This is a genomic window from Acidovorax sp. GW823-FHT05D11, from assembly GCF_058795695.1.
The window spans coordinates 663,380-686,598 of record NZ_CM179502.1; the positions used below are offsets into that span (position 1 = coordinate 663,380).

The following is a 23,219-nucleotide window of genomic DNA, read 5'->3' on the forward strand; positions in this document are numbered from 1 at the left end:
GGAGGATTTTTAGTACAAATAGCCTGTGGCGCTATTGGAGTATGCGCTGAATGCTATCAAATTGATATCAACTCAGTTGCACAGATGAGTGCGATCAGGCAAATGCCAGCGTCGGCGTTTCCACCGTGCTCGCTTCTACCTCCACCAAGCAGTCATAAAACGTCGGCGCGCGGCCCAGGTCCGTGAGGGCCTGGCTGGTGACCTCGTTCACGTTGGTGCCGTCAAGCCCCAGCTTGCGCCACCAGATGCCCAGGCCGTTGACCACGCCGGGGCGGGCGCGGCGCGAGACGGTGGCGTGGCACTGGTAGCTGCCGCGGTCGTTGAACACGCGCACCACGGCGTCGTTGGCTATGCCGCGGGCTTCGGCGTCGTCGGGGTGGATCTCCAGGATCGGGCGGCCTTCGATGTTGCGCAGGCTCGTCACGTTCACGAAGGTGGAGTTCAGGAAGTTGCGCGCGGGCGGCGAGATCATCGCCAGGGGGTAGCGTGCGTCGGTGCCCTGCAGCTCGTAATTGGGCAGGTGGTCGGGCAGGCCGTCCAGGCCCTGGGCGGCCAGGCGGGCGCTGTAGAACTCGCACTTGCCCGACGGTGACGGAAAGTTGCCTTCGGCGAACAGTGCATCCGGGATGGCCACGGTGGCAAAGCCCTGGGATTCGAGCAGCGCGTAGTCCACGGCATCCCCAAACGCCTGGCGGCACAGCGCCTCGTCGGTGTCGGCAAAGCAGGGCTCGGCAAAGCCCATGCGCGCGGCCAGGTCGCGGAAGATCTGGGCGTTGCTGCGGGCCTCGCCCAAGGGCTGGATGGCGGGGCGGTTGAGCACCACGTCGGTGTGGCCGTAGGACAGGTGCACGTCCCAGTGTTCGAGCTGCGTGGTGGCAGGCAGGATGTAGTCCGCGTAGTCGGCGGTGTCGGTCTTGAAGTGCTCCAGCACCACGGTGAAAAGGTCTTCGCGCGCAAACCCGCGCACTACCTTGCCCGAGTCCGGGGCCACGGCCACGGGGTTGCTGTTGTAGACCACCACGGCCTCGACCTTCGGGCCGAAGGCGGGCGATGCCTCGCGCAGCAGGTCGTCGCCGATGGTCGTCATGTTGATGGTGCGGGGCACGCGCCCTGAGGCCGCCTGGGGCATCAGGTCGGGCCGCTGCAGCACCGCGCGCTGCGCCGGGAACTGGCCGGAGCTGGACAGCAGCACGCCGCCCGCGCGGTGGCGCCAGGCGCCGGTGAGGGCGGGCAGGCAGGCCACGGCGCGCACCGCGTTGCCGCCGCCGCGCACGCGCTGCATGCCGTAGTTCAGGCGGATGGCGGCGGGCTTCGTGGTGCCGTAGTCCCGGGCCAGCTGGCGGATCTGCTCGACCGGAATGCCGCAGATCTCGGCGGCGCGCTCGGGCGGCCACTGCAGGGCGCGCTCGCGCAGCGGGTCCCAGCCCAGCGTGTGGCGCGCGATGTAGTCGTGGTCCAGCCAGTCGTGGGCGATCAGCTCGTGCATCAGCGCCAGGGCCAGCGCGGCATCGGTGCCCGGGCGCAGGGCGATGTGCTCGTGGCACTTGTCGGCTGTCTCGCTCTTGCGCGGGTCGATGCACACCAGCCGGGCGCCATTCCTCTTGGCCTGCTGCGCGTAGCGCCAGAAATGCAGGTTGCTGCCGATGGAGTTGCTGCCCCAGATCAGGATGAGCTGCGATTCGGCGAAGAACTCCACTTTCATGCCCACCTTGCCGCCCAGGGTCTGCGTCAGCGCTTCGGCCCCGGCGGATGCGCAGATGGTGCGGTCGAGCAGCGATGCACCGAGCTTGTGGAAGAAGCGGCGGTCCATGCTCTCGCCCTGCACCATGCCCATGGTGCCGGCGTAGCTGTAGGGCAGCACGGCCTCGGGGTCGCGCGCGGCGATGGACTGCAGGCGATGGGCGATGTCGTCCAGGGCTTCGTCCCAGCTGACAGGCGCGAACTGGCCGCTGCCCTTGGGGCCCGTGCGCTTGAGCGGAGTGAGCACGCGCTCGGGGTGGTAGCTGCGCTCGGTGTACTTGCTCACCTTGGCGCACAGCGCGCCGTCGGTGTGGCGGTGGTCGGGATTGCCCTGCACGCGGGTGGCCACGCCGTTGTCGTCCACGGTGGTGATCAGGGCGCAGGTGTCGGGGCAATCGTGCGGGCAGGCGCCACGCACCTGGACGGGGACAGCTGGCGGAGAAATGGTGGCGGAAGGCGTGGACATATGTGGGGTGGTCGTTAAACTGCCAGAGGGTTGGAAACGGCGTGCATATCTAACCAACATCTATCAAATTGCGCATCGCTTCCCCAGCAGGCTGCTCACCGGCAGCATCGAGGGGTCAGCCTCGTTGTGTTGACAGGAAGAGGGATTTCACCATGAAGCAAATGGCATTGGGGCGCAGACAGTTTTCCATCGGCCTGGGTGCGGCCGCGCTGGGGGGCTTCCAGAGGGCGGGTGCCCAGGGCGAAGGCCGCATCGTGCTGGGCCAGTCGGCTGCCTTCACCGGCCCGGCGGCGCAGCTGGGCGTGCAGTTCAACCTGGGGGCCAAGCTCTTTTTCGACCAGCTCAATGCCCAGGGCGGCGTGGGCCGGCGCATGGTGGAGATCCGCACCATGGACGATGGCTACGAGCCCGACCGCTGCGCCGAAAACACCAGGAAACTCATCGCCGACGAGGTGTTCGCCCTGTTCGGCTACATCGGCACCCCCACCAGCCTGGCCGCGCTGCCCCTGTTCACCCGGGAGAAGGTGCCGTTCTTCGGCCCCTTCACCGGGGCCGAGGCGCTGCGCCAGCCATTCAACCGGCTCATCTTCCATGTGCGCGCGTCCTACTACGACGAAACCGCGCTCATCGTGCGCCAGCTCACCAACCTCGGGCTCAAGAAGATCGCCGTGTTCTACCAGAACGACGCCTACGGCAAGGCCGGGCTCGACGGCGTGAACCGGGCCCTGGCCGAGCTCAAGCTCGCGGCGGTGGCCACGGCCACGGTGGAGCGCAATTCCACCGATGTGAAGGCCGCCGTGGACAAGCTGGTGTCCGCCCAGCCCGACGCCGTGGTGCAGATCGCCGCCTATGCGGGCAGCGCGGCCTTCGTGCGCGCGGCGCGCAAGGCGGGGTACGGCGGCACGTTCTACAACGTGTCTTTCGTGGGCACGCAGGCCCTGGCCGATGAGCTGGGCAAGGACGGCGCGGGCGTGGTGGTCTCGCAGGTCGTGCCCTCGCCCTACCAGCCCTCGCGCCAGATCACGCGCGAGTTCCTGGAGGCCATCAAGAAGGGGGGCGACAAGGTGCAGCCCAACTATTCCAGCATGGAAGGCTACCTGGCCGCCCGCATCTTCACCGAGGGCCTGCGGCAGGCGCAAGGCGGTGGCAAGCTCACGCGCGAGAGCTTCATCGCCGGCACCGAGGCGATCGGCAACCAGGTGATCTCGGGGTTTCCGGTGTCGTTCAGCGCCACCAGCCACGCGGCGTCGAAGTTTGTCGAGATGTCGATGCTGACGGGGGACGGACGCGTGAGGACTTGATATCCCCCTGAGCCGCTTCGCGTCTTCCCCCAGAGGGGGACGCCACCCGTGGCCTGGCGGAGCCAGTTCCACGGTGGCACTGGTCTGGGGGGCGCCAGTTGCAGCCCGCGTGGGGATTGCGTTGGCCAGAGGCTTTGCAGGACTTGGCTAGTCGATCGAGGTGGTGCGCGCCAGCCCCTGCATGAACGCCTCGCAGCGCGCCAGCTGTTCCAGGCTCACATACTCGTCCGGCTGGTGCGCCTGGCGGATGCTGCCGGGGCCGCAGACCACGGTGGAGATGCCGGCGTTCTTGAACAGGCCGGCCTCGGTGCCGAAGGCGACGAGGGTGGTGCTCTTCTCGCCCGACAGGGTCTGCGCCAGGCGCGTCACCGGGTCGTCCTTGCTGCCCAGGAAGCTCGGGATCTCACAGATGGTTTCGAACGAGAAGCCGGCCGCCGGCGCCACCTGCTTCATGCGCGGCTCCAGAGATTTCGCATACGCCACCACCTCGGACTGCATCTGCGCGGCGTTGGCCGTGGGCAGGTCGCGGAATTCATAGCGGAACTCGGCATCGCGCGGCACCACGTTGTCGGCGATGCCGCCGTGGAACTGGCCCACGCTGGTGGTCGAGAACGGCACGTCGAAGCCCTCGAAGCGGGGCTCCTCGCGCTCGAAACCCTCGCCCATGTCGCGCAGGCGGCCGACCACGCGGGCCGCCATCTCGATGGCGTTGACCGAATGGGGCGTGAGCGACGAGTGCGCCTCCTTGCCGCGCACGCAGCACTTGTAGCGGTACACGCCCTTGTGGGCGATGGCGGGCACCATGCTGGTGGGTTCGCCCACGATGCAGGCCAGCGGCTTGATGTTCGCTTCGCGCAGGTCGGCGATCAGTTCCTTGACGCCGAAGCAGCCGATCTCTTCCTCATAGCTGAAGGCCAGGTGCACGGCGAAGGGCGCGTTGCTGTGGAGGAACTGCTCGGCCTGCGACACGGCGATGCCGATGAAGGCCTTCATGTCGGCGCTGCCCCGGCCATACAGGCTCGGCCCCTCGGGGCCGTCCAGGACGCGCGCGCTCAGCGGGTCCATCGTCCATTCCTGCCCATCCCACGGCACGGTGTCCGTGTGGCCCGAAAGGATCACGCCGGCCGGCTTGCCTTCGCCCAGGGTGGCGAACAGGTTGGCCTTGGTCTTGTCCTCGTTGAAGGTCAGCCGGCTTTTCACGCCCAGCCGGGCGAGGTGGTCGCGGATGAAATGGATCAGCTCCAGGTTGGAGTTGTGGCTGACGGTGTTCATGCGCACCAGGGTTTGCGCGAGTTCGAGGGCGTGTGGCGAGAGCTTCATGTTGCAGTGCAAATAAACCCCGGGTGGCGCAGGGCAGGCCAGCGGGCTAGACTGTGAGATCGTAAGGATACATATCATGAACGTTATTGATTCCATCGTCACGCAGGCGGCCAGTATTGCCGCCGTGCGCCGGGACATTCACGCGCATCCCGAGCTGTGCTTCGAAGAGGTGCGCACCGCCGATGTGGTGGCGCAAAAGCTCACCGAATGGGGCATTCCCATCCACCGGGGCCTGGGCACCACGGGCGTGGTCGGCATCGTCAAGGGCCGCGACGGCGGCGCCAGCGGACGGGCCATCGGCCTGCGCGCCGACATGGACGCCCTGCCCATGCAGGAGTTCAACACCTTTGCCCACGCCAGCAAGCACCAGGGCAAGATGCACGCCTGCGGCCATGACGGCCATGTGGCCATGCTGCTGGCCGCGGCGCAGCATTTCGCCAGGCACCGCAATTTCGACGGCACCGTGTACCTGATCTTCCAGCCGGCCGAAGAGGGCGGCGGCGGTGCGCGCGAGATGATCACCGACGGCCTGTTCGAGCAGTTCCCCATGCAGGCCGTGTACGGCATGCACAACTGGCCTGGCATGCCCGTGGGCCAGTTCGCGGTGAGCCCCGGCCCGGTGATGGCGTCCAGCAATGAGTTCAAGATCACCATCCGCGGCAAGGGCAGCCATGCGGCGCTGCCGCACAACGGCATCGACCCGGTGCCGATCGCCTGCCAGATGGTGCAGGCCTTCCAGACCATCATCAGCCGCAACAAGAAGCCCGTGGACGCGGGCGTGATCTCGGTGACGATGGTGCACGCGGGCGAGGCCACCAACGTGGTGCCCGACAGCTGCGAGCTGCAGGGCACGGTGCGCACGTTCTCCATCGAGGTGCTGGACCTGATCGAAAAGCGCATGAAGCAGGTCGCCGAGCACACCTGCGCCGCGCACGACGCCACCTGCGAATTCCACTTCCACCGCAACTACCCGCCCACCGTGAACTCGCCGGCCGAGGCCGACTTTGCGCGCAAGGTGATGGCCGGCATCGTGGGCGAGGCCAATGTGCTGGTGCAGGAGCCCACCATGGGCGCGGAAGACTTCGCCTTCATGCTGCAGGCCAAGCCCGGTGCCTACTGCTTCATCGCCAATGGCGACGGCGCGCACCGCGAGATGGGCCATGGCGGCGGGCCCTGCACGCTGCACAACCCGAGCTACGACTTCAACGACGACCTGATCCCACTGGGCGCCACCTACTGGGTCAAGCTGGCCGAGGAGTGGCTGGCGCAGCCAACGGCGGCCTGACGCCGGCTTCTTGGCTGTCCTGACGCCCCGGGCCCCCTGGGTGCCCGGGCTTTCTTTTCTCTTGTTCCCAACCCACCCACGAAAGCCACCGCCCATGATCGGCATCGCCCGCGCCTTTTCGCCCAGCTACGCCCAGGCCCGCAAGAAATTTCTGGAGGCCGCGGCCGCTGCGGGCCTGCCCATCGAATCGCACGCCCACCCGCTCAAAGGGCGCGATGGCGAAGACCTGGCCATGGACGTGGTGCGCGACGGCCCGGCCGATGCGACCAGGCTGCTCATCGTGAGCAGCGCCTGCCACGGCGTGGAAGGCTACTGCGGCAGTGGCGTGCAGGTGTTTGCGCTGCACGACCAGGAGTGGCGCGACAAGGCGCGCGCGGCCGGCGTGGCCACGCTCTACATCCACGCGCTCAACCCCTACGGTTTTTCGCACGTGCGCCGCTTCACCCACGAGAACGTGGACCTGAACCGCAACTTCCAGGACTTTTCAAAGCCCCTGCCCGTGAACGAGGCCTACCGCGAAGTCCAGCCGCTGCTGCTGCCCGAGGCGTGGCCCCCGTTGCCCGAGAATGCCGCCGCCGTGCAGCAGTACATCGACACCAAGGGCGAGGCGGCCTGGCAGGCCGCCATATCGCGCGGCCAGCACGAGTTTCCGCAAGGCCTGTTCTTTGGCGGCACTGAGCCCACCTGGAGCAACCGCACGCTGCGCCAGGTGCTGCGCCAGCATGGCGCGGGCGCGTCGCACATCGCGTGGATCGACCTGCACACGGGCCTGGGCCCCAGCGGCCATGGCGAGCGCATCTACGCCGGCAACGACGACGATGTGGCCGTGGCGCGCGCACGCGCCTGGTGGGATGGCGGCGGCGCCACGCCGGTCACCTCCATCTATGACGGCTCGTCCACCTCGGCCTTCCTCACCGGCCTCATGTGGACCTCGATCTACGACGAATGCCCGCATGCCGAGTACACCGGCATCGCCATGGAATACGGTACCGTACCCGTGCTCGATGTGATGAACGCGATTCGCGCCGAGCAGTGGCTCAACCTGCACCCCGGCACCCCCGCCGACAAGGCCGCGCAGATCAAGGCGCAGATGCTGGCGGCGTTCTACACCGACACCGATGAATGGAAGGGCCAGATCATCAGCCAGGCGCGGCAGTCGATGTTCCAGGCGGTGGATGGGCTGGCACGCTGAATGGAATGGAATTGGTCGCTGGCGCTTTGTGAATAAGCGCAGAAAGCTATAAAAATGATAGCATTTGCGCCGGCGCGGGCTGCAGCCGCGTAGCGGGCTGCGCACGCACCTGCCGCCGCCTCGGGTGGGGCTTGGGGTGGCGGCCCGTGCGTGGCCGCTACCATCGCCTGAAAAAACAGGAGACTGGCGCCATGGCCCACGCAGACGACGCGCTTCGCGCAGCGCAAGACGCCCCGGCGGTATGCCGATGAGCATGCCCCCTTCCGCAACGGGCGGGCGCGGCCCCGCCGATGCCTTGCGGGCGCTCAGCCGCAGCCTGCTCGCGCTGGCGCGGGGGGCGCAGCAAGCGCCGCCGCAGGACATGCTGCACCAGGCCTTGCAGACGCTGCGGGAGCTGGTCCCCTTCGACGCGGCCTGGTGGGGCGAGGTGTCGGCCGGCGATGTGCACACCGGTCCGCGCAACTGGCTGCATGGCAGCATCGGCCTGAGCCAGAGCTTTGCGCAGGAATGGAACGAACTGTCCGCGGTGGACGAGTTCGCGCGCCAGTCCATGACCCGGCTGGGCGTGGTGATCCGCGAGCGCGATGTGGTGGGCGATATCGTGGAACACCCCGAGGTGGTGGCGTTCAGCCAGCGCCATGGCCTGTACCACTGCATGGCGCTCACCGCCGAGCTGCCCCACAGCGGACTGATGTTTTTTGTCTCGGTGTACCGCCCGCAGGCGCGTTCGGAATTCACCGACGAAGAGACCGTGTTGTTTGGCGAATTTGTGGTGCATCTGCTGCAGCACTGGCACCACGTGCTGCAGCGGCTGCAGAGCGAGTCCGCCAGCCGTCCCTGGGACAGTTTTGCGCTGGCGGAGCCCTCGGGAGAGCTGCTGTTTGCGGGCCTGCGCATCAGCATGGCGCTGGGCGAGGCGTGCCCCGGCTGGACGGGAACCCGCGTGCCGCTGGAGGTTCTGCAGGCCCTGCCACGTGCTCCCTGCAGCCTGTTGGTGGGCAAGTCCTGCCGCTTGCGGCTCGAACCCTGCGGTCCGCTGGTGGCTGTCAGCATGGCATCGCGCCACCAGAAGTCCCCACTGGCCCCGCGCGAGCTGAGCGCCGCCATGCTCTACGCCCAGGGGCGTTCCCACAAGGACATCGCCGCCACCCTGGGGCTCACCCCCGCCACCGTGCGCACCTACCTGCGCACCGCCTACGCCGTGCTGGGGGTGAACAACAAGCTGGCGCTGGTGGCGGCGCTGCGCAACGGGTAGCCAGGCCTGCTCGGTAGTTTCCCGGGCCCTCTGCATTTGCAGGGGCTGCAAGGGAGCCTTCTTTTCCTATCGTCCCCACCGGAGCCACAAGGGCTGCGGTGGCGGCCGTCCTGCTGCTGCTGCCAGTGCCTGGGCTCCTGAAAACCACCATCACTGGAGACTCCCGCATGTTCCCGATTCCATTCCTTGCCGGCGTGGCACCCCATCGCCGCGTCCACCACCGTGCCCCCCCGGGGCGGTGGGCCGCCTGCACCCTGACTGCCCTTGCCGCCGTGGCGCTGACGGCCTGCGGCGGCGGTGGCGATGCCCCCGCGCCCCTGGCCAGCAGGCCCCTGGCCGAGGCCTGCGCCGCCTACACCTCCACCGCCTTGCCCCATGGCGCCAAGGTCACGCGCACCGAGTTGCGCAAGGCCGAGGGCACGCTGCCGGACGCCTGCATCGTGCGCGGCCAGATCGTGTCCTCGCCCGAGTCGACGATCAACTGGGCGGTGGAGCTGCCCACGCTGGCGCAGTGGAACGGCAAGACGCTGACGATTGGCGGCGGTGGGTTCGACGGGTTCATTCCGACCGATGACCCGTGGTACCAGCAGCTCGTGGGTCCATCGGCCAATCCCTATGTGAAGATCAGTTCCGACTCTGGCCACCAGGTGCGCGGCTTTGCCTGGGGCAACAGCGATGTGGCGTTGCGCAACCATGCGTTCGATGCCAACCACTTCGTGCTGGAGATTGGCACCACCATCGCCACGGAGTTCTACGGCAAGCGCCCCGTGCGGCGCTACCACATGGGCCACTCCAACGGCGGGCGCTCGGGTCTGATCTCCACGCAGAAGTACCCCAAGGACTACGACGGCGTGGTGGCCATGGAGCCCGCCATCAGCCAGCAGGCGCACCAGGTCAACCTGGGCCCCACGGTGCTGCGCCACATCTTCAAGAGCCGCGAGAACTGGATGAGCCCGGCCAAGATCGCGCTGTATGCCAAGGCCGAGGCGGCCGCGTGTGATGGTCTCGATGGCCTGAAGGACGGCATCATCGGCAACGTCGAGGCATGCAACTACGTGCCCACCGACCTGCTGTGCCAGGGCGCCGACAACGACAGCTGCCTGACGGCCGGGCAGATCGAATCCATCCGCCTCATCTACAGCGACCACAAGACGCCCGTGACCCTGTCGCGCGGTGCCGTGGGCTATCCGCGCTACGGCCGGGGCGGGGCGTCCACCTCGGACTGGCAGTCGTACATGTTCGGTACCAGTTTTGAGAACCCCGACTCGTTCAACCACATGGCCGTGACGGAAGCCGCGCGCCTGGTGGAGGGCAACCCCAACGCCAGCATCCTGACGCACGACCCGACCCAGTACCAGGCGAAATATCTGCGGCTGGCCGAGATGATCGACGGCACCGACCCGGACATCTCCGCCTTTGCCGACAACGGCGGCAAGCTGCTGATCTGGTATGGCCTGGGCGACACGTGCGTGTCGGTGTACCGCACGGCGGACTACTTCGACTCGGTGAAGCAGCGCCTGGGCGCGAGCAAGGTGCAGGGCTTCGCGCGCATGGTCACCTCGCCCTCCAACGGGCATGACCTGGATGGCGCGGGCACCGAGCCGCGCTCCATCGACCTGCTCGCCGCCATGGACGCCTGGGTGGAAAAGGGCACGGCGCCCGACAAGCTGGTGGCCACCCAATTCGCACCCGGCACCACCACGCCCGTGGCCCAGCGCCCGGTGTGCGAGTACCCCAAGTTCCCGCGCTACAACGGCATGGGCGACCCCGCCAAGGCCGAGAGCTTTACCTGCTCGGCGTCCTGAACGCGGCGGGCCGCCATGGCGGCCCGTTCACCCCGCCCGGCGGCTGGTTCGCAGGTGCCGTGCCGACCCGCCTTCACCGCCGCCCACGGCACGCAGCGCCGTGGAAGGGATGGCTACGCGTACTGCGCCAGGCCATGCCCGAAGGACCAGTTCTCCTTGGCGACCTCCACGATGTTCACGAACACATCCTCGGGCCTGAGGCCCGGGCTTTCCCCGAGCAGCTGCGCGATGCGTGCAAACAGCGCCTTCTTCTGCTCCAGAGTGCGCGTGTTGTTGGCGGTGATCTGGATGAACACCACGTCGTCGCTGCGCACCACGCCCAGGTAGGTGGGGCTGTAGCGGAAGTTCGCGGCCTCGTGCTCGGTGATGGTCATGAACTGGTCGTCCTCGGGCACGTTGAAGGTTTCGCGCAGGGCGCGGTACAGCGTGTCGAAGATCGCCTGGCGGTAGGCCGCGGGCTTTCCGGCGCGCATGGCAATGTGGATGAGGGGCATCGCAAGATCCTTTTTGAACAACAAAAGAAGAAGCTGGCGAAATGCTATCCATATGAATATGCTATGGATATCTATTTCAGAAATATCAAATTCAAATGGTTGAGCGATCCCTGGATCTGGATGCCGTCGAGGCCTTCGTGCGCATTGCCGAGCTGGGCAGCTTCACGCGCGCCGCCGAGGCCATGGGCACGGCGCAGGCCGCGATGAGCCTCAAGCTCCAGCGGCTGGAGGCCCGCCTGGGCTGCCGGCTCATCGAGCGCACGCCCCGGCATGTGCAGCTGTCCGCGCGGGGCGCCGCCTTTCTGGAACACGCCCGTGAACTCCTGGCCGTGCACGACCGCGCGCTCGCCACGTTCGCCCAGGCGCGCCAGCGCCTGACCATCGGCATCAGCGACCACGTGGCCGGGCCCGAGCTGCCCGCGCTGATCGCCCGCATGAACGCGCAGGACCCGCAGCTCCTGATCGAGATCCGCATCGGCTCGTCCGGCGACCTGCTGCAAGCCTACGACCGGCGCGAGCTGGATGCGGTGCTGGCCCGCATGCACGTGGGCCGCAGCGACGGCGAGCTGCTGGCCGAAGAGCAGTTCGGCTGGCTCGCGGCCCCCGGCTGGCAGCACCGCGCGGGCGAACCCCTTCCCCTGGCCACGCTGGCCGAGCCCTGTGGCGTGCGCGCGATGGCGGGGCGGTCGCTGGATGCCGCCGGCATGGCCTGGGCCGAGGTGTTTGTGGGCGGCGGCGTGGCGGCGGTGGCCGCGGCCGTGATGGCCGGGCTGGGGGTGGCGGCGCTGGCCCCGCGCATGCTGCCCCTGGGCGCGGTGGACGTCGGCACGCGCCTTGCGCTGCCCGCACTGCCCCGCCTGCCCGTGCTGCTGCACACCCGCATCAGGGACGGCCGCCCGCGCGACGCCCTGGCGGCGCTGTCCGCGGCTTTCCGCAGCGCGGTGCGGGGCTAGCCTGGCCGAGGGCGGGCGATGATCCGCTCACTCCAGCCTGGCGCCTTGCGATGCGCCGTGGCGCGTGTCGTGGTCGTATTGCTTCTCGCGCTCGGCGTGTTCGCGCAGCAGGCGGTGGCCCAGCGCGTTGGCCTGGCGCTCCAGCGTGGCGCAGTCCGGCGCGGCGGGCAGCTGCGCAATGCCCTGGTCGATGGCGCGGGCGGCGTCGCGCCCGAACTGCACATGGCCTTGCTCGTGGCGTGACAGGGCCGGCAGGTAGCGGTCGAACAGCGCCCGCTGCGCCGGCGTGGCGCGCCGAAGCTCGGGCAGCTGCACCTCGGTGCGCAGCCGTGTGGTGACCTCGGTGATGCGGCATTCGCCCGACGAGGCCTCGCGCCCCCAGCGGAAGGTCCAGCGCACGCTCCAGCGGGTGTGGCCGTGAAAGCGCTGGCCGTCCGTGACGATGGGCGTGGCCGCGTTCAGCGCCTGGCGCAGCGTGTCGCCAGGCTCCGCATGCACGGCGTACGGGCGCTCGGCATGCTCCTCGCGCACGGCGGCCTGCGCCAGGGGCACAGCGGCCCACAGCGCCGCCAGCAGTGCGGCGGCCTTCATCCGCGGCCGCCGTGCCAGGGCCGCCAGGCCGCGCAGCGTCACAGGGTGCCGCTTCATTCGCCCCAGGGCAGCATCAGCGTGAGCAGCGAGAGCTGGTCGAACTCGGGCGCGAACGCGTCGATGATGCGCTGCGGCTCGGGGCACAGCGTGGTGTCGGTGATCACGCCGAACTGCACGCCGCCGCCATAGCTCAGGATGGAAACCCCCAGGCCGATGTCCCCCGACTGCGGCACCCAGAACATGCACTGCGTGACGCGCGCGCCGCACAGCGTGAGCTGCTCCTTGGGCCCCGGCACATTGGTCATGACCGCCGTGGTCTTGCGGCCGAACAGGTTGAGCAGCGCGTCCTGCGCGGGCTTGATCATCAGGCCCGCCACGGCGAGCATCGCGAACGCGAGGATGGGCTGGGTGCTGCCCTTGAGCGCATTCATGCGCTTGCGCACCTCGTACACGCGCTCCACCGGGTTGGCCATGCCGATGGGCAGCACCAGTGGCACCAGGCCGAAGCGGTTTCCCAGCTTCCAGGCCTCTTCCATGGGGCGCAGGTTCACGGGGATCATGGCGCGGATCTCCTGCCCCGTGGGGTCGTCGCCCTGGCTGCGCAGGTAGCCGCCGATGGCGCCGGCCACGCAGGACAGCAGCACGTCGTTGATCGAGCAGTTGAGCGCCTTGCCGATGGCCTTGACCTCCTCCAGCGGGATGGGCGGGCACCACGCCACGCGCTTGGCCTGGCCGGGCTGGCCCTTCAGGCGCGTGGGTGAATCGTCGGGCATCAGCGCCAGGGCGGCCGCGTCGCTCACCAGCTGGTAGGCCACGCGCGCCATGTCCAGGGTGCCCGACAGGCCGTTCTGCATCGCCTTCTCGGGGTCGCCCAGCATCTGCAGCGACCTGGCCGCGCTGTCGCCGGCCATATCGAGCGCTTTCACGGTCATGCCGGTGAAAGGCTTGATGAGCGTGTCGGCGATCCAGTCCTCCGCCGTGGCGGCCTCCTTGTCCGCACGGGACTTGCGCCTGGGGGGCTCGGCACCGCCATCGACCAGCGACATGGTCACCGAGATCAGCGCGATGCCGTCCGCGATGCAGTGGTGGATGCGCACCACGAGGGCGCTGCCGGGCTGGCCGTCGTCGCCCACGAAGTCCTCGATCAGGTGCATCTGCCACAGCGGGCGGCGCGCGTCCAGCGGCTGCATGGCCAGCTCGCCCACGCGGTCCTGCAGGGCGCGCTGCATGCTTTGCCCGGGGGTGCGGGGCAGCGTCTCGCGCAGCACATGGACGGCGATGTCGAACTGGCGGTCTTCCACCCAGGTGGCCCCGGCCGCGTCCTCCACCACGCGCTGGCGAAAGCGCGGGTACTGCAGCAGGCGCTGCTGCACGCGCTCGCACAGCGCGTCCCAGCCGATGCCGGGAGAGAGCGTCCACACGCCGTTGATCATCATCAGGTTGCTGGCCGAGTCCATGCGCAGCCAGGCCGTGTCGACCTTGCTCATGCGTTCGCCCGAGAGGCCCAGCATGCCGGTGGCGGCACGGCGCACGTTCTTTTGCACCACGCCGGCGGCCTTGCGCGCGGCGGGCGGAAGGGCCTGGGCCGCGCGGCGGGCCACGTCGGGGGCCTGGGCGCGCACCTTGCGCAGGGGGCTGGCGGCGCCTTCGGTGGCCGGGGCGCGGGGGGCTGGGATGCGGGTCACCATCAGATGTACACCTGTTGTGGTTGTTTTTGGGGGCTTGCCTCTATGGATGGCACCGCTTGGCGCGGTGCGCAGCCCGTAAGATACAACGCAGCAAACCCTTGCCGACACCGTTCTTTCCCTCCCCCTTCCCCTTCTTTCGTTTTCCATCCAAGGAGCAACCGACATGGCCGACCTGAACGCCACCTTCGAAGCCGCCGTAGCCAATTCCAAGAACCTCAGCGAGCGCCCAGACAACGCCACGCTGCTCAAGATCTACGCGCTGTACAAGCAGGCCACCGCGGGCGACAACACCGAGAAGAAGCCCAGCTTCTCCGACATGGTGGGCCGTGCCAAATGGGACGCGTGGGAAAAGCTCAAGGGCACTGAAGCGGATGCCGCCAAGCAGCAATATGTCGACCTGATCACGTCACTCCAGTAGCCCCCTGAGGCGCTGCGCGCCTTCCCCCTCAGGGGGGACACGCCACCGGTGGCCCGGCAAAGCCGGTTCCACGGTGACACTGGTCTGGGCCCTGCCCCTTGGTGGGCGGGCTGGCGGAGTCAAAAACAAGCGGCCTCGGCCGCTTGTTTTTTGGCAGGTCCTCAGCAACCAGAGAAAAATCAGGCGCTACCGCTTGCTGGGTAAGCGCCAAGTGCTTCAATTTTTATAGCGTCGTAACCCAGCTCGGCCAGCAGCTCCGCATTGTGCTCACCCACCCGGGGCGGCGAGAGGCGCACGCCGGGGCGCTGGCCGTCCATGGCCAGCGGCAGCAGCACCGTCTGGGTGGCGCGGCCGTCGGGCAGGGTCATGGGGGCGAGGGCGCCGGTGGCGTTCAGGTGCGGGTCGGTGAGCAGGTCCTCTGGCCGCGTGATGGGCGCAAAGGGCAGGGCGTGGCGCTCGAACACGTCGGCCAGGTGCGCGGCGCTGTAGGGCGCGAGCCGCTCGCGCAGCAGCGGCATCATCCAGGCGCGTTCGCGCACGCGGTCGTTGTTGCTGGCCAGGCGCGGGTCGGCCTTCAGGTCGGCAAAGCCGAAGGCATCGCAGAACACCGCCCAGGCGCCATCGCTCACCACGGCCAGGAAGATCTGCTCGCCGTCCTTCACCTGGAACACGTCGTAGATCGCCCAGGCCGAGATGCGCGCGGGCATGGGGGCCGCAGGCTGGCCGGTGACGGCGAACTGCATGATGTGCTGCGCGACGAGGAACACGTTGTTCTCGAACAGCGCGCTCTGCACCTCCTGGCCGCGCCCGGTCTTTTCACGCTGGGCCAGCGCGGCCATGGCGCCGATCGCGCCGAACATGCCGCCCATGATGTCGTTCACGCTGGTGCCCGCGCGCAGCGGGTCGCCGGGCCGGCCGGTCATGTAGGCCAGGCCGCCCATCATCTGCACCACTTCATCCAGGGCGGTGCGGTGGTCGTACGGGCCGGGCAGAAAGCCCTTGTGGCTCACGTAGATGAGGCGCGGGTTCAGGGCCTTCAGGCTCGCGTAGTCCAGTCCCAGCTTCTGCATGGTGCCGGGCTTGAAGTTCTCGCTCACGATGTCGGCCGTCGCGATCAGGCGCAGCACGGCCTCCTTGCCCTCGGGGGTTTCCAGGTCCAGCGCCAGGCTCTTCTTGTTGCGGTTGAACAGCGGGAAGAAGCCCGCCCCCGACCCGCGCAGCTTGCGCGTGGCATCGCCCTCGCGGCCATGGCCGATGGGCTCGACCTTGATGACCTCGGCCCCCAGGTCGGCCAGCACCAGGCCGCAGGTGGGGCCCATGACCATGTGGGTGAACTCCACCACGCGGATGCCGGTGTAGGGCAGGGCGGTCCGGCCGCCGCCTGGGGCGCTCTCGTTGTTTTCAGGCATGTGGTGTCTCCTGGGTCCAGCCCTTGGGCAGGCCCGCTTCGGGCGTCATCCCGTAGACCGGTTCGCCGGGCAGCCCCGCCTGCAGCGGCACGCGGGCCGCGAAGAGCTTGTGCAGGTCCACACCCGTGGACAGACCCATGGCCTCGAACATGAACACCAGGTCTTCGGTGACCACGTTGCCGGAGGCTCCGGGCGCATAGGGGCAGCCGCCCAGGCCGCCCAGCGATGCGTCGAAGGTGCGCACGCCCACGTCGTATGCGGCCAGGCAGTTGGCCAGGCCCAGGCCGCGCGTGTTGTGCATGTGGGCCGCGCCCGCGTGCGGGCCGATCTCGCTGCGCAGCCGCGTGAACAGGCGCCGCACCTGCGCGGGGTTGGCCATGCCGGTGGTGTCCGACAGGCCAACCTCGTCCACGCCCGCCGCCACGCAACTGGCGGCCAGGCGGATCACGTCGTCCTCGGGCACCTCGCCCTGCAGCGTGCAGCCGAACGCGGTGGAAATGCCCACTTCCACCAGCACCTGTGGCGCGGTCTCGGCGCGCAGGCGGGTGATGGCGTGCAGCTCGTCCACCATGGCCTCCGGGCTCTTGCGCACGTTGGCCAGTGAATGCGCCGCGCTGGCCGACACGGGCAGCGTGATCTTGTGCACGCCGCTGGCCAGCGCGGCCTCGGCGCCGCGCAGGTTGGGTACCAGGGCCATCACGGTGATGCCGGGGTGGGTGAGCGCGTGGCGCACCACCTCGGCCACATCGGCCATCTGGGGCAGCAGGCGCGCGGGCACGAAGGAGCCGACTTCAATTTCGCGCAGGCCCGCCGCCACGAGCGCGTCGATCCAGCGCAGCTTGTCACCCGTGGGCATGGTGGCCTTCACGGACTGCAGGCCGTCGCGCGGGCCTACTTCGCTGATGAGGATGTCGGGGACGGGCATGGGCGGATTCCTGCGGGGCTGGCCGAGCGCCGGGGCTTGACGCTGCGGAGGGTTGTCGTTCTAATAGATGGAACGAAGTTCTTTCTATTGAAATGATTGACGGTTTGCGCTTTCGCGTCAAGCCCCCGCCCCTGCGTCCTGTTTCCACCCCGCGCCCGCATGCCCCGCAAATCCGCCCATGAATCCCTGGCCGATGCCGATGCCGCACCGGGCGGCGTGGCGGCCGTGGACCGCGCGCTCACGCTGCTGGGTGCGTTCCGGCAGGGCGACGGTGCCCTGCCGCTCGCGGAACTGGCCGCGCGCACGCAGCTGCACAAGAGCACGGCGCTGCGCCTGCTCGCATCGCTGGAGCATGCACGATGGGTGCAGCGGCTCGCGGACGGTCGCTACGCCCTGGGCCCCGAGGTGGCGCGGCTGTATGCGCTGTACGCCGCCGCGTTCTCCCTCGACCGGGTGGTGCTGCCGGTGCTGCGCGATCTGGTGGCCGCCACGGGCGAAAGCGCGGCCTACCACGTGCGCCAGGGGGACGTGCGCCTGTGCCAGTTCCGGGTGGATTCGCCACACCCCGTGCGCGACCACATCCGCGCGGGCGATCTGCTGCCGCTCGAGCGCGGCACGGGCGGGCGGGTGCTGGTGGCGTTCGATCCGGCGCCCGGGCGCGTGCCGGGCGCGCGGGACCGCGCGCTGCATGCGCGCATCCGGGCCGATGGCTATGCCGCCAGCGTGGGCGACCGGCTCGACGAGGTCGCCGGAATCTCGGCACCGGTGTTCCATGCCGATGGCAGCCTGGCGGCGGCGGTCACGCTGACCATGCCCGCGCACCGCTATGACGAGCGCTACGTGAAGCCGGTGCTGGAGGCGGCACGCCGCCTGAACGGGCAGGTGTAGCCAGAAGAGGCTGAGACAGAGGTGGTGCGCGGGATTGGGCAGAAGGGCAGTTTGCGCTGCCGTTTCGCCAACCCGGCCTGCAATATGCGGCAGTTCTGGCGATTCACATTGCTGCGGCGCTCCGGGAAACTTGTCCCATCCCTTACGGAGACAAGCACCATGCGTTCCCAGAACACCTTCACCACCCTGTACCTCAGCGCGCCCGATGTCATCGACCTGGTGCGCCGCAAGGGCATCGAGGCCTGCCTGCGCGGCATCGCCGACAACATCCATGCCGATTTCCTGCGCTGGCAGGCGTTCGACAAGTCGGCGCGCGTGGCCAGCCATTCGCGGGACGGCGTGATCGAGCTCATGCCCATCGCCGACGGGGAGACGTATGCCTTCAAGTACGTCAACGGCCACCCGCGCAACACCCGGCTGGGCCTGTCGACCGTGATGGCGTTCGGCGTGCTGGCCGACGTGGCCACGGGGGCGCCCCTGCTGCTGAGCGAGCTCACGCTCACCACGGCGCTGCGCACGGCCGCCATGTCGGCGGTGGCCGCACGTGCCCTGGCACGCCCTGGCGCGCGCACCATGGCGCTCATCGGCAACGGTGCGCAAAGCGAGTTCCAGGCGCTGGCGTTCCACCACCTGCTGGGCGTCGACACGCTGCGGTTGTTCGACACCGACCCGGCCGCCACCGCCAAGCTGCAGGCCAACCTGCAGGGCGGCGGCCTGCGCACCGTGGCCTGCGCCAGCGCGGCCGAGGCCGTGCGCGGCGCCGACATCGTGACCACGGTGACGGCCGACAAGACCAACGCCACCATCCTCACGCCGGACATGCTGGCGCCCGGCATGCACATCAATGCGGTGGGCGGCGACTGCCCCGGCAAGACGGAGCTGCATGCCGACGTGTTGCGCCAGGCGCAGGTGTTCGTCGAATATGCGCCGCAGACGCGCATCGAGGGCGATATCCAGCAACTGCCGTCCGACTTCGCGGTGACCGAGTTGTGGGAGGTGCTGGCGGGCCGCCTGCCGGGCCGCGGCAGCGATGCGCAGGTGACCGTGTTCGACTCGGTGGGCTTCGCGCTGGAGGATTTTTCCGCGCTGCGGTTCATGCGCCATGCCGCAGCCGAACTGGGGGTGGGCCAGCCCATCGAACTCATCCCCGAACTGTCCGACCCCAAGAACCTGTTTGGCGTGCTGCACGCGCGCGGCCCCTTGCTGCGCGCGGCGGCCTGAGGACGTGCCCGCCCCGTCAGTCGTGCCACACCACGCTGTCGGCAGGGTCTGCCCGCGTGGTGCGAAAGTGGTTGGCGGGGTGCGCGGGGTCGGCCAGGCCGAACGAGATGCCGCAGACGATGGTGCGGTCCGCGCCGATGCCCAGCACCTCGCGCAGCACGCCGGGGTACGAGGCCAGCGCGGCCTGCGCGATGGAGCCCACGCCCAGGCTGTGCGCGGCCAGCATGAAGCTTGACACGTACGCGCCGCAGTCCACCGCGCCATAGACGCCCAGCGCCTCGTCGCTGCTGACGATGGCCACATGCGGCGCGCCGAACATCGTGAAGTTCTGCGCCGCCTGTTGCGCCGAGGCCTCGCGGTCGCCCTTGGCGATGCCCAGGGCCTCGTACAGGCCCCAGCCGCATTCACGCCGCCGCTCCTGGTACACGCCCCGGTATTCGCGGGGCCAGGGCAGGTCGGGCGCAGGGGCTGCCGCGGCCATGTGCGACTGCAGTGCGCCGCGCAGGCGCTCGAGCGTGGCGCCGCTGGCAATGGTGAGCTGCCAGGGCTGCGCGTTGCACCACGAGGCCGTGCGTTGCGCGGTGGCCAGGATGGCTTGCATGGTGGTGCGCGGCAGGGGTTCGGGCAGAAAGGCGCGGCAGCTGTAGCGGGTGTGAAGCAGCGCGGACAGGGTGTCGAACGCCGGGCTGTGGGCGGCGGTGCCGGTGGCGGTGGATGTCATGGTCCGGGCCCTGGCGGCTACGCCTTCTTGGCCTTGGCCGCAGGTTTGGCCGCCGCCTTGGTACCCGGCTTGCCGGCACCCGCCTCTGCCGCGTGTTTCTTCTTGTCGGCGGCGGGCTTCTTGGTGCCGGGGTGGGGCGCATTGAGCAGGGCATCGAGCTGTTCGCCAATTTCGGCCTCGATGCGGTCCTTGAACGCGCCGAACAGAAAACCCAGCTGGGCCTTCATCTCGAACTGCCGCGCGTCCACGAGCAGCGTGCCCTTGACGCCCGAGCGCGTGAAGGTGAGCGTGTCTTCTGTGTCGCCCTCTTCATAGACACATTCCATGTCGAATTTTTCCTCGGCCTTCTCGGCCCAGGAGAAGGCGATCTTGCGGGCCTCTTTCAGGCCCAGGTGGTGTTCGCGATGGATGTGGATGTCAGGCACAGGGTGTCTCCTTAAGAGGATTTTTGTGGGGGCTGCGCGGGCAGCAGGGCACGCAAGGCCTCGCGGCGCTGCGGCTGGGGCTGCTGCGCCAGCTGCCGTACTGCATCATAAAACCGGGGCCAGTCGCGGCCCTGCTGTTCGAACAGGGCCTCGAACGCGGGCACGAGTTCGTCGTAGGCCGCCTGGGCGGCAAAGCTCGCGTTGTTGGCCTTGGCCACCCAGCGGTCGTAGCCCGCCACCTGGGCCGTGGTGACCGAAGGCTGGGTGCCCGAAGCCGTGCCCAGCCACTGCGCGCGCAGTTGGGCGTAGCGCCCGCGGAATGCCTGCATTGCTTCATTTTTAATAGCATTCAGCGCTTGATCCTCCAGCGCCAGGGCATCTTTTTGTGCATAGATGGCGGCCAGCCGCTCGCGCGTGGCGCGCGTGAGCGCGCGGAACGCGCCGCGCCGCGCCTCGCTGGTGGCGTAGGCCTCGCGCGCCTGGGGGGTGGAATGGGTGGCCAGCCACCGCGCCACGCCAATGCGTTCGACCGCCGTGGCAAAGGACTCGTTGAACAGCGTGTCCCCTTCGGCATACACCACCTGGTGCGCCAGTTCGTGGAACAGCAGGCGCACGAAGTCGCCCTCGGGCCAGGAGATGAAGGTGGAAAGCAGCGGGTCGCCCCCCGCCCAGTTCATGTAGCCCAGCGTGGAGTACGCGGGCACGCCGTACACCTCCACCTCCAGCCCCTGCGCGGCGAGCTGGTCGGCCTCGGCCTGGGCGTCGGCCTGGGCGAAGTAGCCGCGGTAGCCGATGCAGCCCGTGACCGGAAAGCACCAGGTGTGCAGCGTGAGCGCGTGCGGCGGCGCGGCCACCACGTTCCACACGGCGGCGGGGCGTTTCAGGTCGGCGTAGCGGCGGTAGCTTGCGTTGTCGGGCAGGCCCAGCTCGGCCACGGCGAAGGCCCGGGCGCGCTGCGCCAGCTGCAGGCGCTCGCGCAGCGCGGGCGCGATGTCGGTGCGTGCCACCCAGCGGTCGATGGGCTCGGCCGACTGCATGAGTTCCAGGTGCCCCACCATGGACTGCCAGTAGTAGCCCAGCGAACCGGTCGTGCTGGCACACCCGGACAGTGCAAGGCAAAGCAACGGGGCGGACATGGCCCGCAGGCAGGGGAGAAACTGGCGCATGGGGGCAGTTTATGGGCAGAAGATCGCGCCGGGCGTGCGAACGGTTGTCAGCAGCGTGGCCGGTGCAGTTTCTAGAATGCGGCGCATGACCGCCGAACCCACCCCCGACCTGCCTGCCGGCCTGTTCGCCGACGAGGCCGGTTGCCTGCGCTGCGTCTGGTGCCAGGCCACGTCCTTCTACCGCCACTACCACGACCACGAATGGGGCTTTCCCGTGGCGGACGACCGGCGGCTGTTCGAGAAGATCTGCCTGGAGGGTTTTCAGTCGGGCCTGAGCTGGCTCACCATCCTGAACAAGCGCGAGGGCTTTCGCGCGGCGTTTGCCCACTTCGACGCGGAGCAGGTCGCCGCCTTCGGCCCGGCCGACGTCGAGCGCCTGGTGCAGGACGCGGCCATCGTGCGCCACCGGGGCAAGATCGAGTCCACCATCAACAACGCGCGGCGCGTGCTGGAGCTGCGGCGCGAGTTCGGATCGCTGGCGCACTACGCCTGGCGCTATGAGCCTTCCTCCGCCGACCGGCCCGGGCGCCTCACGCGCGAGGTGGCGCGCACCCTGTCCACTTCGCCCGCGTCCATCGCCCTGTCCAAGGACCTGAAAAAACGCGGCTGGAGTTTTGTGGGCCCCACCACGGTGTACGCCTTCATGCAGGCCATGGGGCTCGTGAACGACCACCTGGAAGGCTGCCATTCGCGCGCCACGGCGCTGCGGGCGCGCGCGGAGTTTGTGCCGCCGCGCGGCTGATCAGGGCCGCGCCACCGGCCGCAGAACCCACAGCGCCGCCAGCGCCGCGAGCCCCAGCAGCGTGGTGGCCCACAGGGCGGCTGCGCCCACGCCATCGAGCAGCATGCCGAACAGCACCGGCGCGAAGGCCTGCGCCACGCGGGCGGGCACCATCATCAGGCCCTGGCGCGCGCCGTAGCCGGCGGGCCCGAACAACACCAGCGGCAGCGTGCCCTTGGCGATGGTCAGGATGCCGTTGCCGGCCCCGTGCAGCACGGTGAACACCAGCGCGGCCGGGCCGCCCACCACCATGAGCAAGGCCGCGCCCACCGGGTGGGCCGCGGCCGCCAGCTGCGCAGACAGCAAGGGGTGCAGGCGGCGCAGGAAGCCGAACTCCAGCAACCGCGCCGCCACCTGGGCCGGGCCGACCAGCGCGGCCAGGGCCACCGCCGCCTGCAGCGAGGTGCCGCTGGCCTGCAGCAGGCGCGGCAGGTGGGCGGCCATGGCCGTGCTGGTGAACCAGGTGACGGCGAAAACGAAGGACAGCAGCACGGCGGTGCGCACAGCGTGGCCTGGCGCAGGCACTGCGGGCGCCACCGGCGTGGCGGCGGGGTCGGTGCCCGCTGGTGCGGCCGGGGCATGCTCGCCGGGCGCGGTGCGGGGCAGCCAGCCATTCAGCGGCACGCCCACCAGCAGGTGCAGCGCGGCCCAGCCCGCGCACGCGCCGCGCCAGCCCCAGTGCACCTCCATCCAGGCCGACAGCGGCCAGCCCACCGTGCTGGCAAAGCCCGCGATCAGCGTGATGCCGGTGATGGCGCCGCGCGCGCCCTGGCCATACAGGCGCACCAGCGTGGCAAAGGCCGCTTCGTACAGGCCCGACCCCATGGCCACGCCCATCAGCACCCAGGCGGCAAACAGGCCCACCGGGCCCTGTGCCAGTGCCATGCCCGCCAGGCTGGCGGCAAACAGCAGGTTGGTGCCCACCAGCACCGGCCGGCCGCCATGGCGGTCGATGGTCCGGCCCGCCAGCGGCCCCAGCAGGGCGGACACGATGAGCGCCAGCGAGAACGCGGCGAACACGGTGGGCGTGGCCACGCCCAGGTCGCGCGCCATGGGCACGGCCAGCATGGCGGGCAGGTAGTAGGACGAGGCCCAGGCCAGGGTCTGGGCCGTGCCCAGGCGCGCCACGGTCCAGCGCTGTGGCGCGGCGCTCATGCCGCGCGAGGCGCCACGGT

General features: G+C 69.2%; 21 protein-coding genes. 10 read left to right on the forward strand and 11 right to left on the reverse strand.

The features are described 5' to 3' along the window. Positions 1–94 precede the first annotated feature (94 nt). The gene (locus tag AC3RCE_RS03040) at positions 95–2,206 is read right to left on the reverse strand and encodes a molybdopterin-containing oxidoreductase family protein (RefSeq protein ID WP_492254496.1); all 2,112 of its coding nucleotides are present in this window, start codon (positions 2,204–2,206) and stop codon (positions 95–97) included. Between the two features lie 152 nt (positions 2,207–2,358). On the opposite strand from AC3RCE_RS03040, the gene AC3RCE_RS03045 reads away from it, so the two are divergent. Further along, positions 2,359–3,507 carry an ABC transporter substrate-binding protein gene (locus AC3RCE_RS03045; protein WP_492254497.1) on the forward strand — a complete coding sequence of 383 codons (1,149 nt, stop codon included), beginning with the start codon at positions 2,359–2,361 and terminating at the stop codon, positions 3,505–3,507. A 147-nt stretch (positions 3,508–3,654) separates the two neighbouring features. Here the strand turns inward: AC3RCE_RS03045 and argE are convergent, their stop codons facing one another. Then, positions 3,655–4,827: an acetylornithine deacetylase gene (gene argE / locus AC3RCE_RS03050; protein WP_218297279.1), complete on the reverse strand. Its 1,173-nt coding sequence runs from the start codon at positions 4,825–4,827 to the stop codon at positions 3,655–3,657. A 76-nt stretch (positions 4,828–4,903) separates the two neighbouring features. On the opposite strand from argE, the gene AC3RCE_RS03055 reads away from it, so the two are divergent. The 4 genes from AC3RCE_RS03055 to AC3RCE_RS03070 all read left to right on the forward strand — a co-directional run bounded on the left by AC3RCE_RS03055 (position 4,904) and on the right by AC3RCE_RS03070 (position 10,364). Then, positions 4,904–6,112 (forward strand): M20 aminoacylase family protein, encoded by a 1,209-nt coding sequence (locus AC3RCE_RS03055; protein WP_218297278.1) that lies wholly within the window; start codon positions 4,904–4,906, stop codon positions 6,110–6,112. A 94-nt stretch (positions 6,113–6,206) separates the two neighbouring features. Next, a complete protein-coding gene (locus AC3RCE_RS03060; protein WP_218341395.1) occupies positions 6,207–7,304 on the forward strand; it encodes a M14 family metallopeptidase in 1,098 nt (365 codons plus the stop codon). Between the two features lie 253 nt (positions 7,305–7,557). Beyond that, positions 7,558–8,559: a LuxR C-terminal-related transcriptional regulator gene (locus tag AC3RCE_RS03065; protein WP_369641244.1), complete on the forward strand. Its 1,002-nt coding sequence runs from the start codon at positions 7,558–7,560 to the stop codon at positions 8,557–8,559. A gap of 167 nt (positions 8,560–8,726) precedes the next feature. Then, positions 8,727–10,364 (forward strand): tannase/feruloyl esterase family alpha/beta hydrolase, encoded by a 1,638-nt coding sequence (locus AC3RCE_RS03070; protein WP_255591698.1) that lies wholly within the window; start codon positions 8,727–8,729, stop codon positions 10,362–10,364. A 113-nt stretch (positions 10,365–10,477) separates the two neighbouring features. Here the strand turns inward: AC3RCE_RS03070 and AC3RCE_RS03075 are convergent, their stop codons facing one another. Then, positions 10,478–10,858 carry a tautomerase family protein gene (locus tag AC3RCE_RS03075; RefSeq protein ID WP_218341397.1) on the reverse strand — a complete coding sequence of 127 codons (381 nt, stop codon included), beginning with the start codon at positions 10,856–10,858 and terminating at the stop codon, positions 10,478–10,480. Positions 10,859–10,953: 95 nt separating this feature from the next. Here AC3RCE_RS03075 and AC3RCE_RS03080 point away from each other — a divergent pair, with 95 nt between their 5' ends. Beyond that, on the forward strand, positions 10,954–11,811 hold the full coding sequence (locus tag AC3RCE_RS03080; protein WP_218341398.1) for a LysR family transcriptional regulator: 858 nt from the start codon (positions 10,954–10,956) through the stop codon (positions 11,809–11,811). A 27-nt stretch (positions 11,812–11,838) separates the two neighbouring features. On the opposite strand, the gene AC3RCE_RS03085 is transcribed toward AC3RCE_RS03080, so the two are convergent. Both AC3RCE_RS03085 and AC3RCE_RS03090 read right to left on the reverse strand, forming a co-directional pair. Further along, the gene (locus AC3RCE_RS03085; RefSeq protein WP_492254498.1) at positions 11,839–12,459 is read right to left on the reverse strand and encodes a DUF922 domain-containing Zn-dependent protease; all 621 of its coding nucleotides are present in this window, start codon (positions 12,457–12,459) and stop codon (positions 11,839–11,841) included. Then, on the reverse strand, positions 12,456–14,090 hold the full coding sequence (locus AC3RCE_RS03090; protein ID WP_492254499.1) for a wax ester/triacylglycerol synthase family O-acyltransferase: 1,635 nt from the start codon (positions 14,088–14,090) through the stop codon (positions 12,456–12,458). The genes AC3RCE_RS03085 and AC3RCE_RS03090 overlap by 4 nt, the downstream gene beginning before the upstream one ends. 163 nt (positions 14,091–14,253) lie before the next feature. Here AC3RCE_RS03090 and AC3RCE_RS03095 point away from each other — a divergent pair, with 163 nt between their 5' ends. Continuing rightward, a complete protein-coding gene (locus AC3RCE_RS03095; RefSeq protein ID WP_218297272.1) occupies positions 14,254–14,508 on the forward strand; it encodes an acyl-CoA-binding protein in 255 nt (84 codons plus the stop codon). 179 nt (positions 14,509–14,687) lie between these two features. Here the strand turns inward: AC3RCE_RS03095 and AC3RCE_RS03100 are convergent, their stop codons facing one another. Both AC3RCE_RS03100 and AC3RCE_RS03105 read right to left on the reverse strand, forming a co-directional pair. Beyond that, the gene (locus AC3RCE_RS03100) at positions 14,688–15,917 is read right to left on the reverse strand and encodes a CaiB/BaiF CoA transferase family protein (protein WP_218297271.1); all 1,230 of its coding nucleotides are present in this window, start codon (positions 15,915–15,917) and stop codon (positions 14,688–14,690) included. Continuing rightward, positions 15,910–16,842, reverse strand: coding sequence for a hydroxymethylglutaryl-CoA lyase (locus AC3RCE_RS03105; protein ID WP_492254500.1), 933 nt, complete (start codon positions 16,840–16,842; stop codon positions 15,910–15,912). Before AC3RCE_RS03105 ends, AC3RCE_RS03100 begins: the two co-directional genes overlap by 8 nt. A 159-nt stretch (positions 16,843–17,001) precedes the next feature. Here AC3RCE_RS03105 and AC3RCE_RS03110 point away from each other — a divergent pair, with 159 nt between their 5' ends. Together AC3RCE_RS03110 and ocd are read left to right on the forward strand one after the other, a co-directional pair. Beyond that, a complete protein-coding gene (locus AC3RCE_RS03110) occupies positions 17,002–17,730 on the forward strand; it encodes an IclR family transcriptional regulator (protein ID WP_218297269.1) in 729 nt (242 codons plus the stop codon). Positions 17,731–17,889: 159 nt separating this feature from the next. Then, entirely contained in the window at positions 17,890–18,951 is a 1,062-nt protein-coding gene (gene ocd / locus AC3RCE_RS03115; protein WP_218297268.1) for an ornithine cyclodeaminase, read from the forward strand. A gap of 16 nt (positions 18,952–18,967) precedes the next feature. Here the strand turns inward: ocd and AC3RCE_RS03120 are convergent, their stop codons facing one another. Genes AC3RCE_RS03120 through AC3RCE_RS03130 form a run of 3 tightly spaced genes read right to left on the reverse strand, consistent with a single transcriptional unit; the run spans position 18,968 to position 21,263 of the window. Then, positions 18,968–19,672: a nitroreductase gene (locus tag AC3RCE_RS03120; RefSeq protein ID WP_218297267.1), complete on the reverse strand. Its 705-nt coding sequence runs from the start codon at positions 19,670–19,672 to the stop codon at positions 18,968–18,970. A gap of 17 nt (positions 19,673–19,689) precedes the next feature. Further along, complete coding sequence (locus AC3RCE_RS03125) at positions 19,690–20,097, reverse strand: polyhydroxyalkanoic acid system family protein (RefSeq protein WP_218297266.1); 408 nt, start codon at positions 20,095–20,097, stop codon at positions 19,690–19,692. A gap of 11 nt (positions 20,098–20,108) precedes the next feature. Further along, complete coding sequence (locus AC3RCE_RS03130) at positions 20,109–21,263, reverse strand: aminopeptidase (protein ID WP_492254501.1); 1,155 nt, start codon at positions 21,261–21,263, stop codon at positions 20,109–20,111. A gap of 85 nt (positions 21,264–21,348) precedes the next feature. Here AC3RCE_RS03130 and AC3RCE_RS03135 point away from each other — a divergent pair, with 85 nt between their 5' ends. Beyond that, positions 21,349–22,005: a DNA-3-methyladenine glycosylase I gene (locus AC3RCE_RS03135; RefSeq protein ID WP_492254502.1), complete on the forward strand. Its 657-nt coding sequence runs from the start codon at positions 21,349–21,351 to the stop codon at positions 22,003–22,005. Here AC3RCE_RS03135 and AC3RCE_RS03140 read toward each other — a convergent pair whose 3' ends face one another. Beyond that, a complete protein-coding gene (locus AC3RCE_RS03140; protein WP_492254503.1) occupies positions 22,006–23,199 on the reverse strand; it encodes an MFS transporter in 1,194 nt (397 codons plus the stop codon). It abuts the gene before it with no gap. Positions 23,200–23,219: the final 20 nt, after the last annotated feature.

Bases quoted from the DNA above. Each gene is read 5' to 3' on its own strand.
- AC3RCE_RS03040 (WP_492254496.1), bottom strand. From the start codon at position 2,206: ATGTCCACGCCTTCCGCCACCATTTCTCCGCCAGCTGTCCCCGTCCAG.
- AC3RCE_RS03045 (WP_492254497.1), top strand. From the start codon at position 2,359: ATGAAGCAAATGGCATTGGGGCGCAGACAGTTTTCCATCGGCCTGGGT.
- argE (WP_218297279.1), bottom strand. From the start codon at position 4,827: ATGAAGCTCTCGCCACACGCCCTCGAACTCGCGCAAACCCTGGTGCGC.
- AC3RCE_RS03055 (WP_218297278.1), top strand. From the start codon at position 4,904: ATGAACGTTATTGATTCCATCGTCACGCAGGCGGCCAGTATTGCCGCC.
- AC3RCE_RS03060 (WP_218341395.1), top strand. From the start codon at position 6,207: ATGATCGGCATCGCCCGCGCCTTTTCGCCCAGCTACGCCCAGGCCCGC.
- AC3RCE_RS03065 (WP_369641244.1), top strand. From the start codon at position 7,558: ATGCCCCCTTCCGCAACGGGCGGGCGCGGCCCCGCCGATGCCTTGCGG.
- AC3RCE_RS03070 (WP_255591698.1), top strand. From the start codon at position 8,727: ATGTTCCCGATTCCATTCCTTGCCGGCGTGGCACCCCATCGCCGCGTC.
- AC3RCE_RS03075 (WP_218341397.1), bottom strand. From the start codon at position 10,858: ATGCCCCTCATCCACATTGCCATGCGCGCCGGAAAGCCCGCGGCCTAC.
- AC3RCE_RS03080 (WP_218341398.1), top strand. From the start codon at position 10,954: ATGGTTGAGCGATCCCTGGATCTGGATGCCGTCGAGGCCTTCGTGCGC.
- AC3RCE_RS03085 (WP_492254498.1), bottom strand. From the start codon at position 12,459: ATGAAGCGGCACCCTGTGACGCTGCGCGGCCTGGCGGCCCTGGCACGG.
- AC3RCE_RS03090 (WP_492254499.1), bottom strand. From the start codon at position 14,090: ATGGTGACCCGCATCCCAGCCCCCCGCGCCCCGGCCACCGAAGGCGCC.
- AC3RCE_RS03095 (WP_218297272.1), top strand. From the start codon at position 14,254: ATGGCCGACCTGAACGCCACCTTCGAAGCCGCCGTAGCCAATTCCAAG.
- AC3RCE_RS03100 (WP_218297271.1), bottom strand. From the start codon at position 15,917: ATGCCTGAAAACAACGAGAGCGCCCCAGGCGGCGGCCGGACCGCCCTG.
- AC3RCE_RS03105 (WP_492254500.1), bottom strand. From the start codon at position 16,842: ATGCCCGTCCCCGACATCCTCATCAGCGAAGTAGGCCCGCGCGACGGC.
- AC3RCE_RS03110 (WP_218297269.1), top strand. From the start codon at position 17,002: ATGCCCCGCAAATCCGCCCATGAATCCCTGGCCGATGCCGATGCCGCA.
- ocd (WP_218297268.1), top strand. From the start codon at position 17,890: ATGCGTTCCCAGAACACCTTCACCACCCTGTACCTCAGCGCGCCCGAT.
- AC3RCE_RS03120 (WP_218297267.1), bottom strand. From the start codon at position 19,672: ATGACATCCACCGCCACCGGCACCGCCGCCCACAGCCCGGCGTTCGAC.
- AC3RCE_RS03130 (WP_492254501.1), bottom strand. From the start codon at position 21,263: ATGCGCCAGTTTCTCCCCTGCCTGCGGGCCATGTCCGCCCCGTTGCTT.
- AC3RCE_RS03135 (WP_492254502.1), top strand. From the start codon at position 21,349: ATGACCGCCGAACCCACCCCCGACCTGCCTGCCGGCCTGTTCGCCGAC.
- AC3RCE_RS03140 (WP_492254503.1), bottom strand. From the start codon at position 23,199: ATGAGCGCCGCGCCACAGCGCTGGACCGTGGCGCGCCTGGGCACGGCC.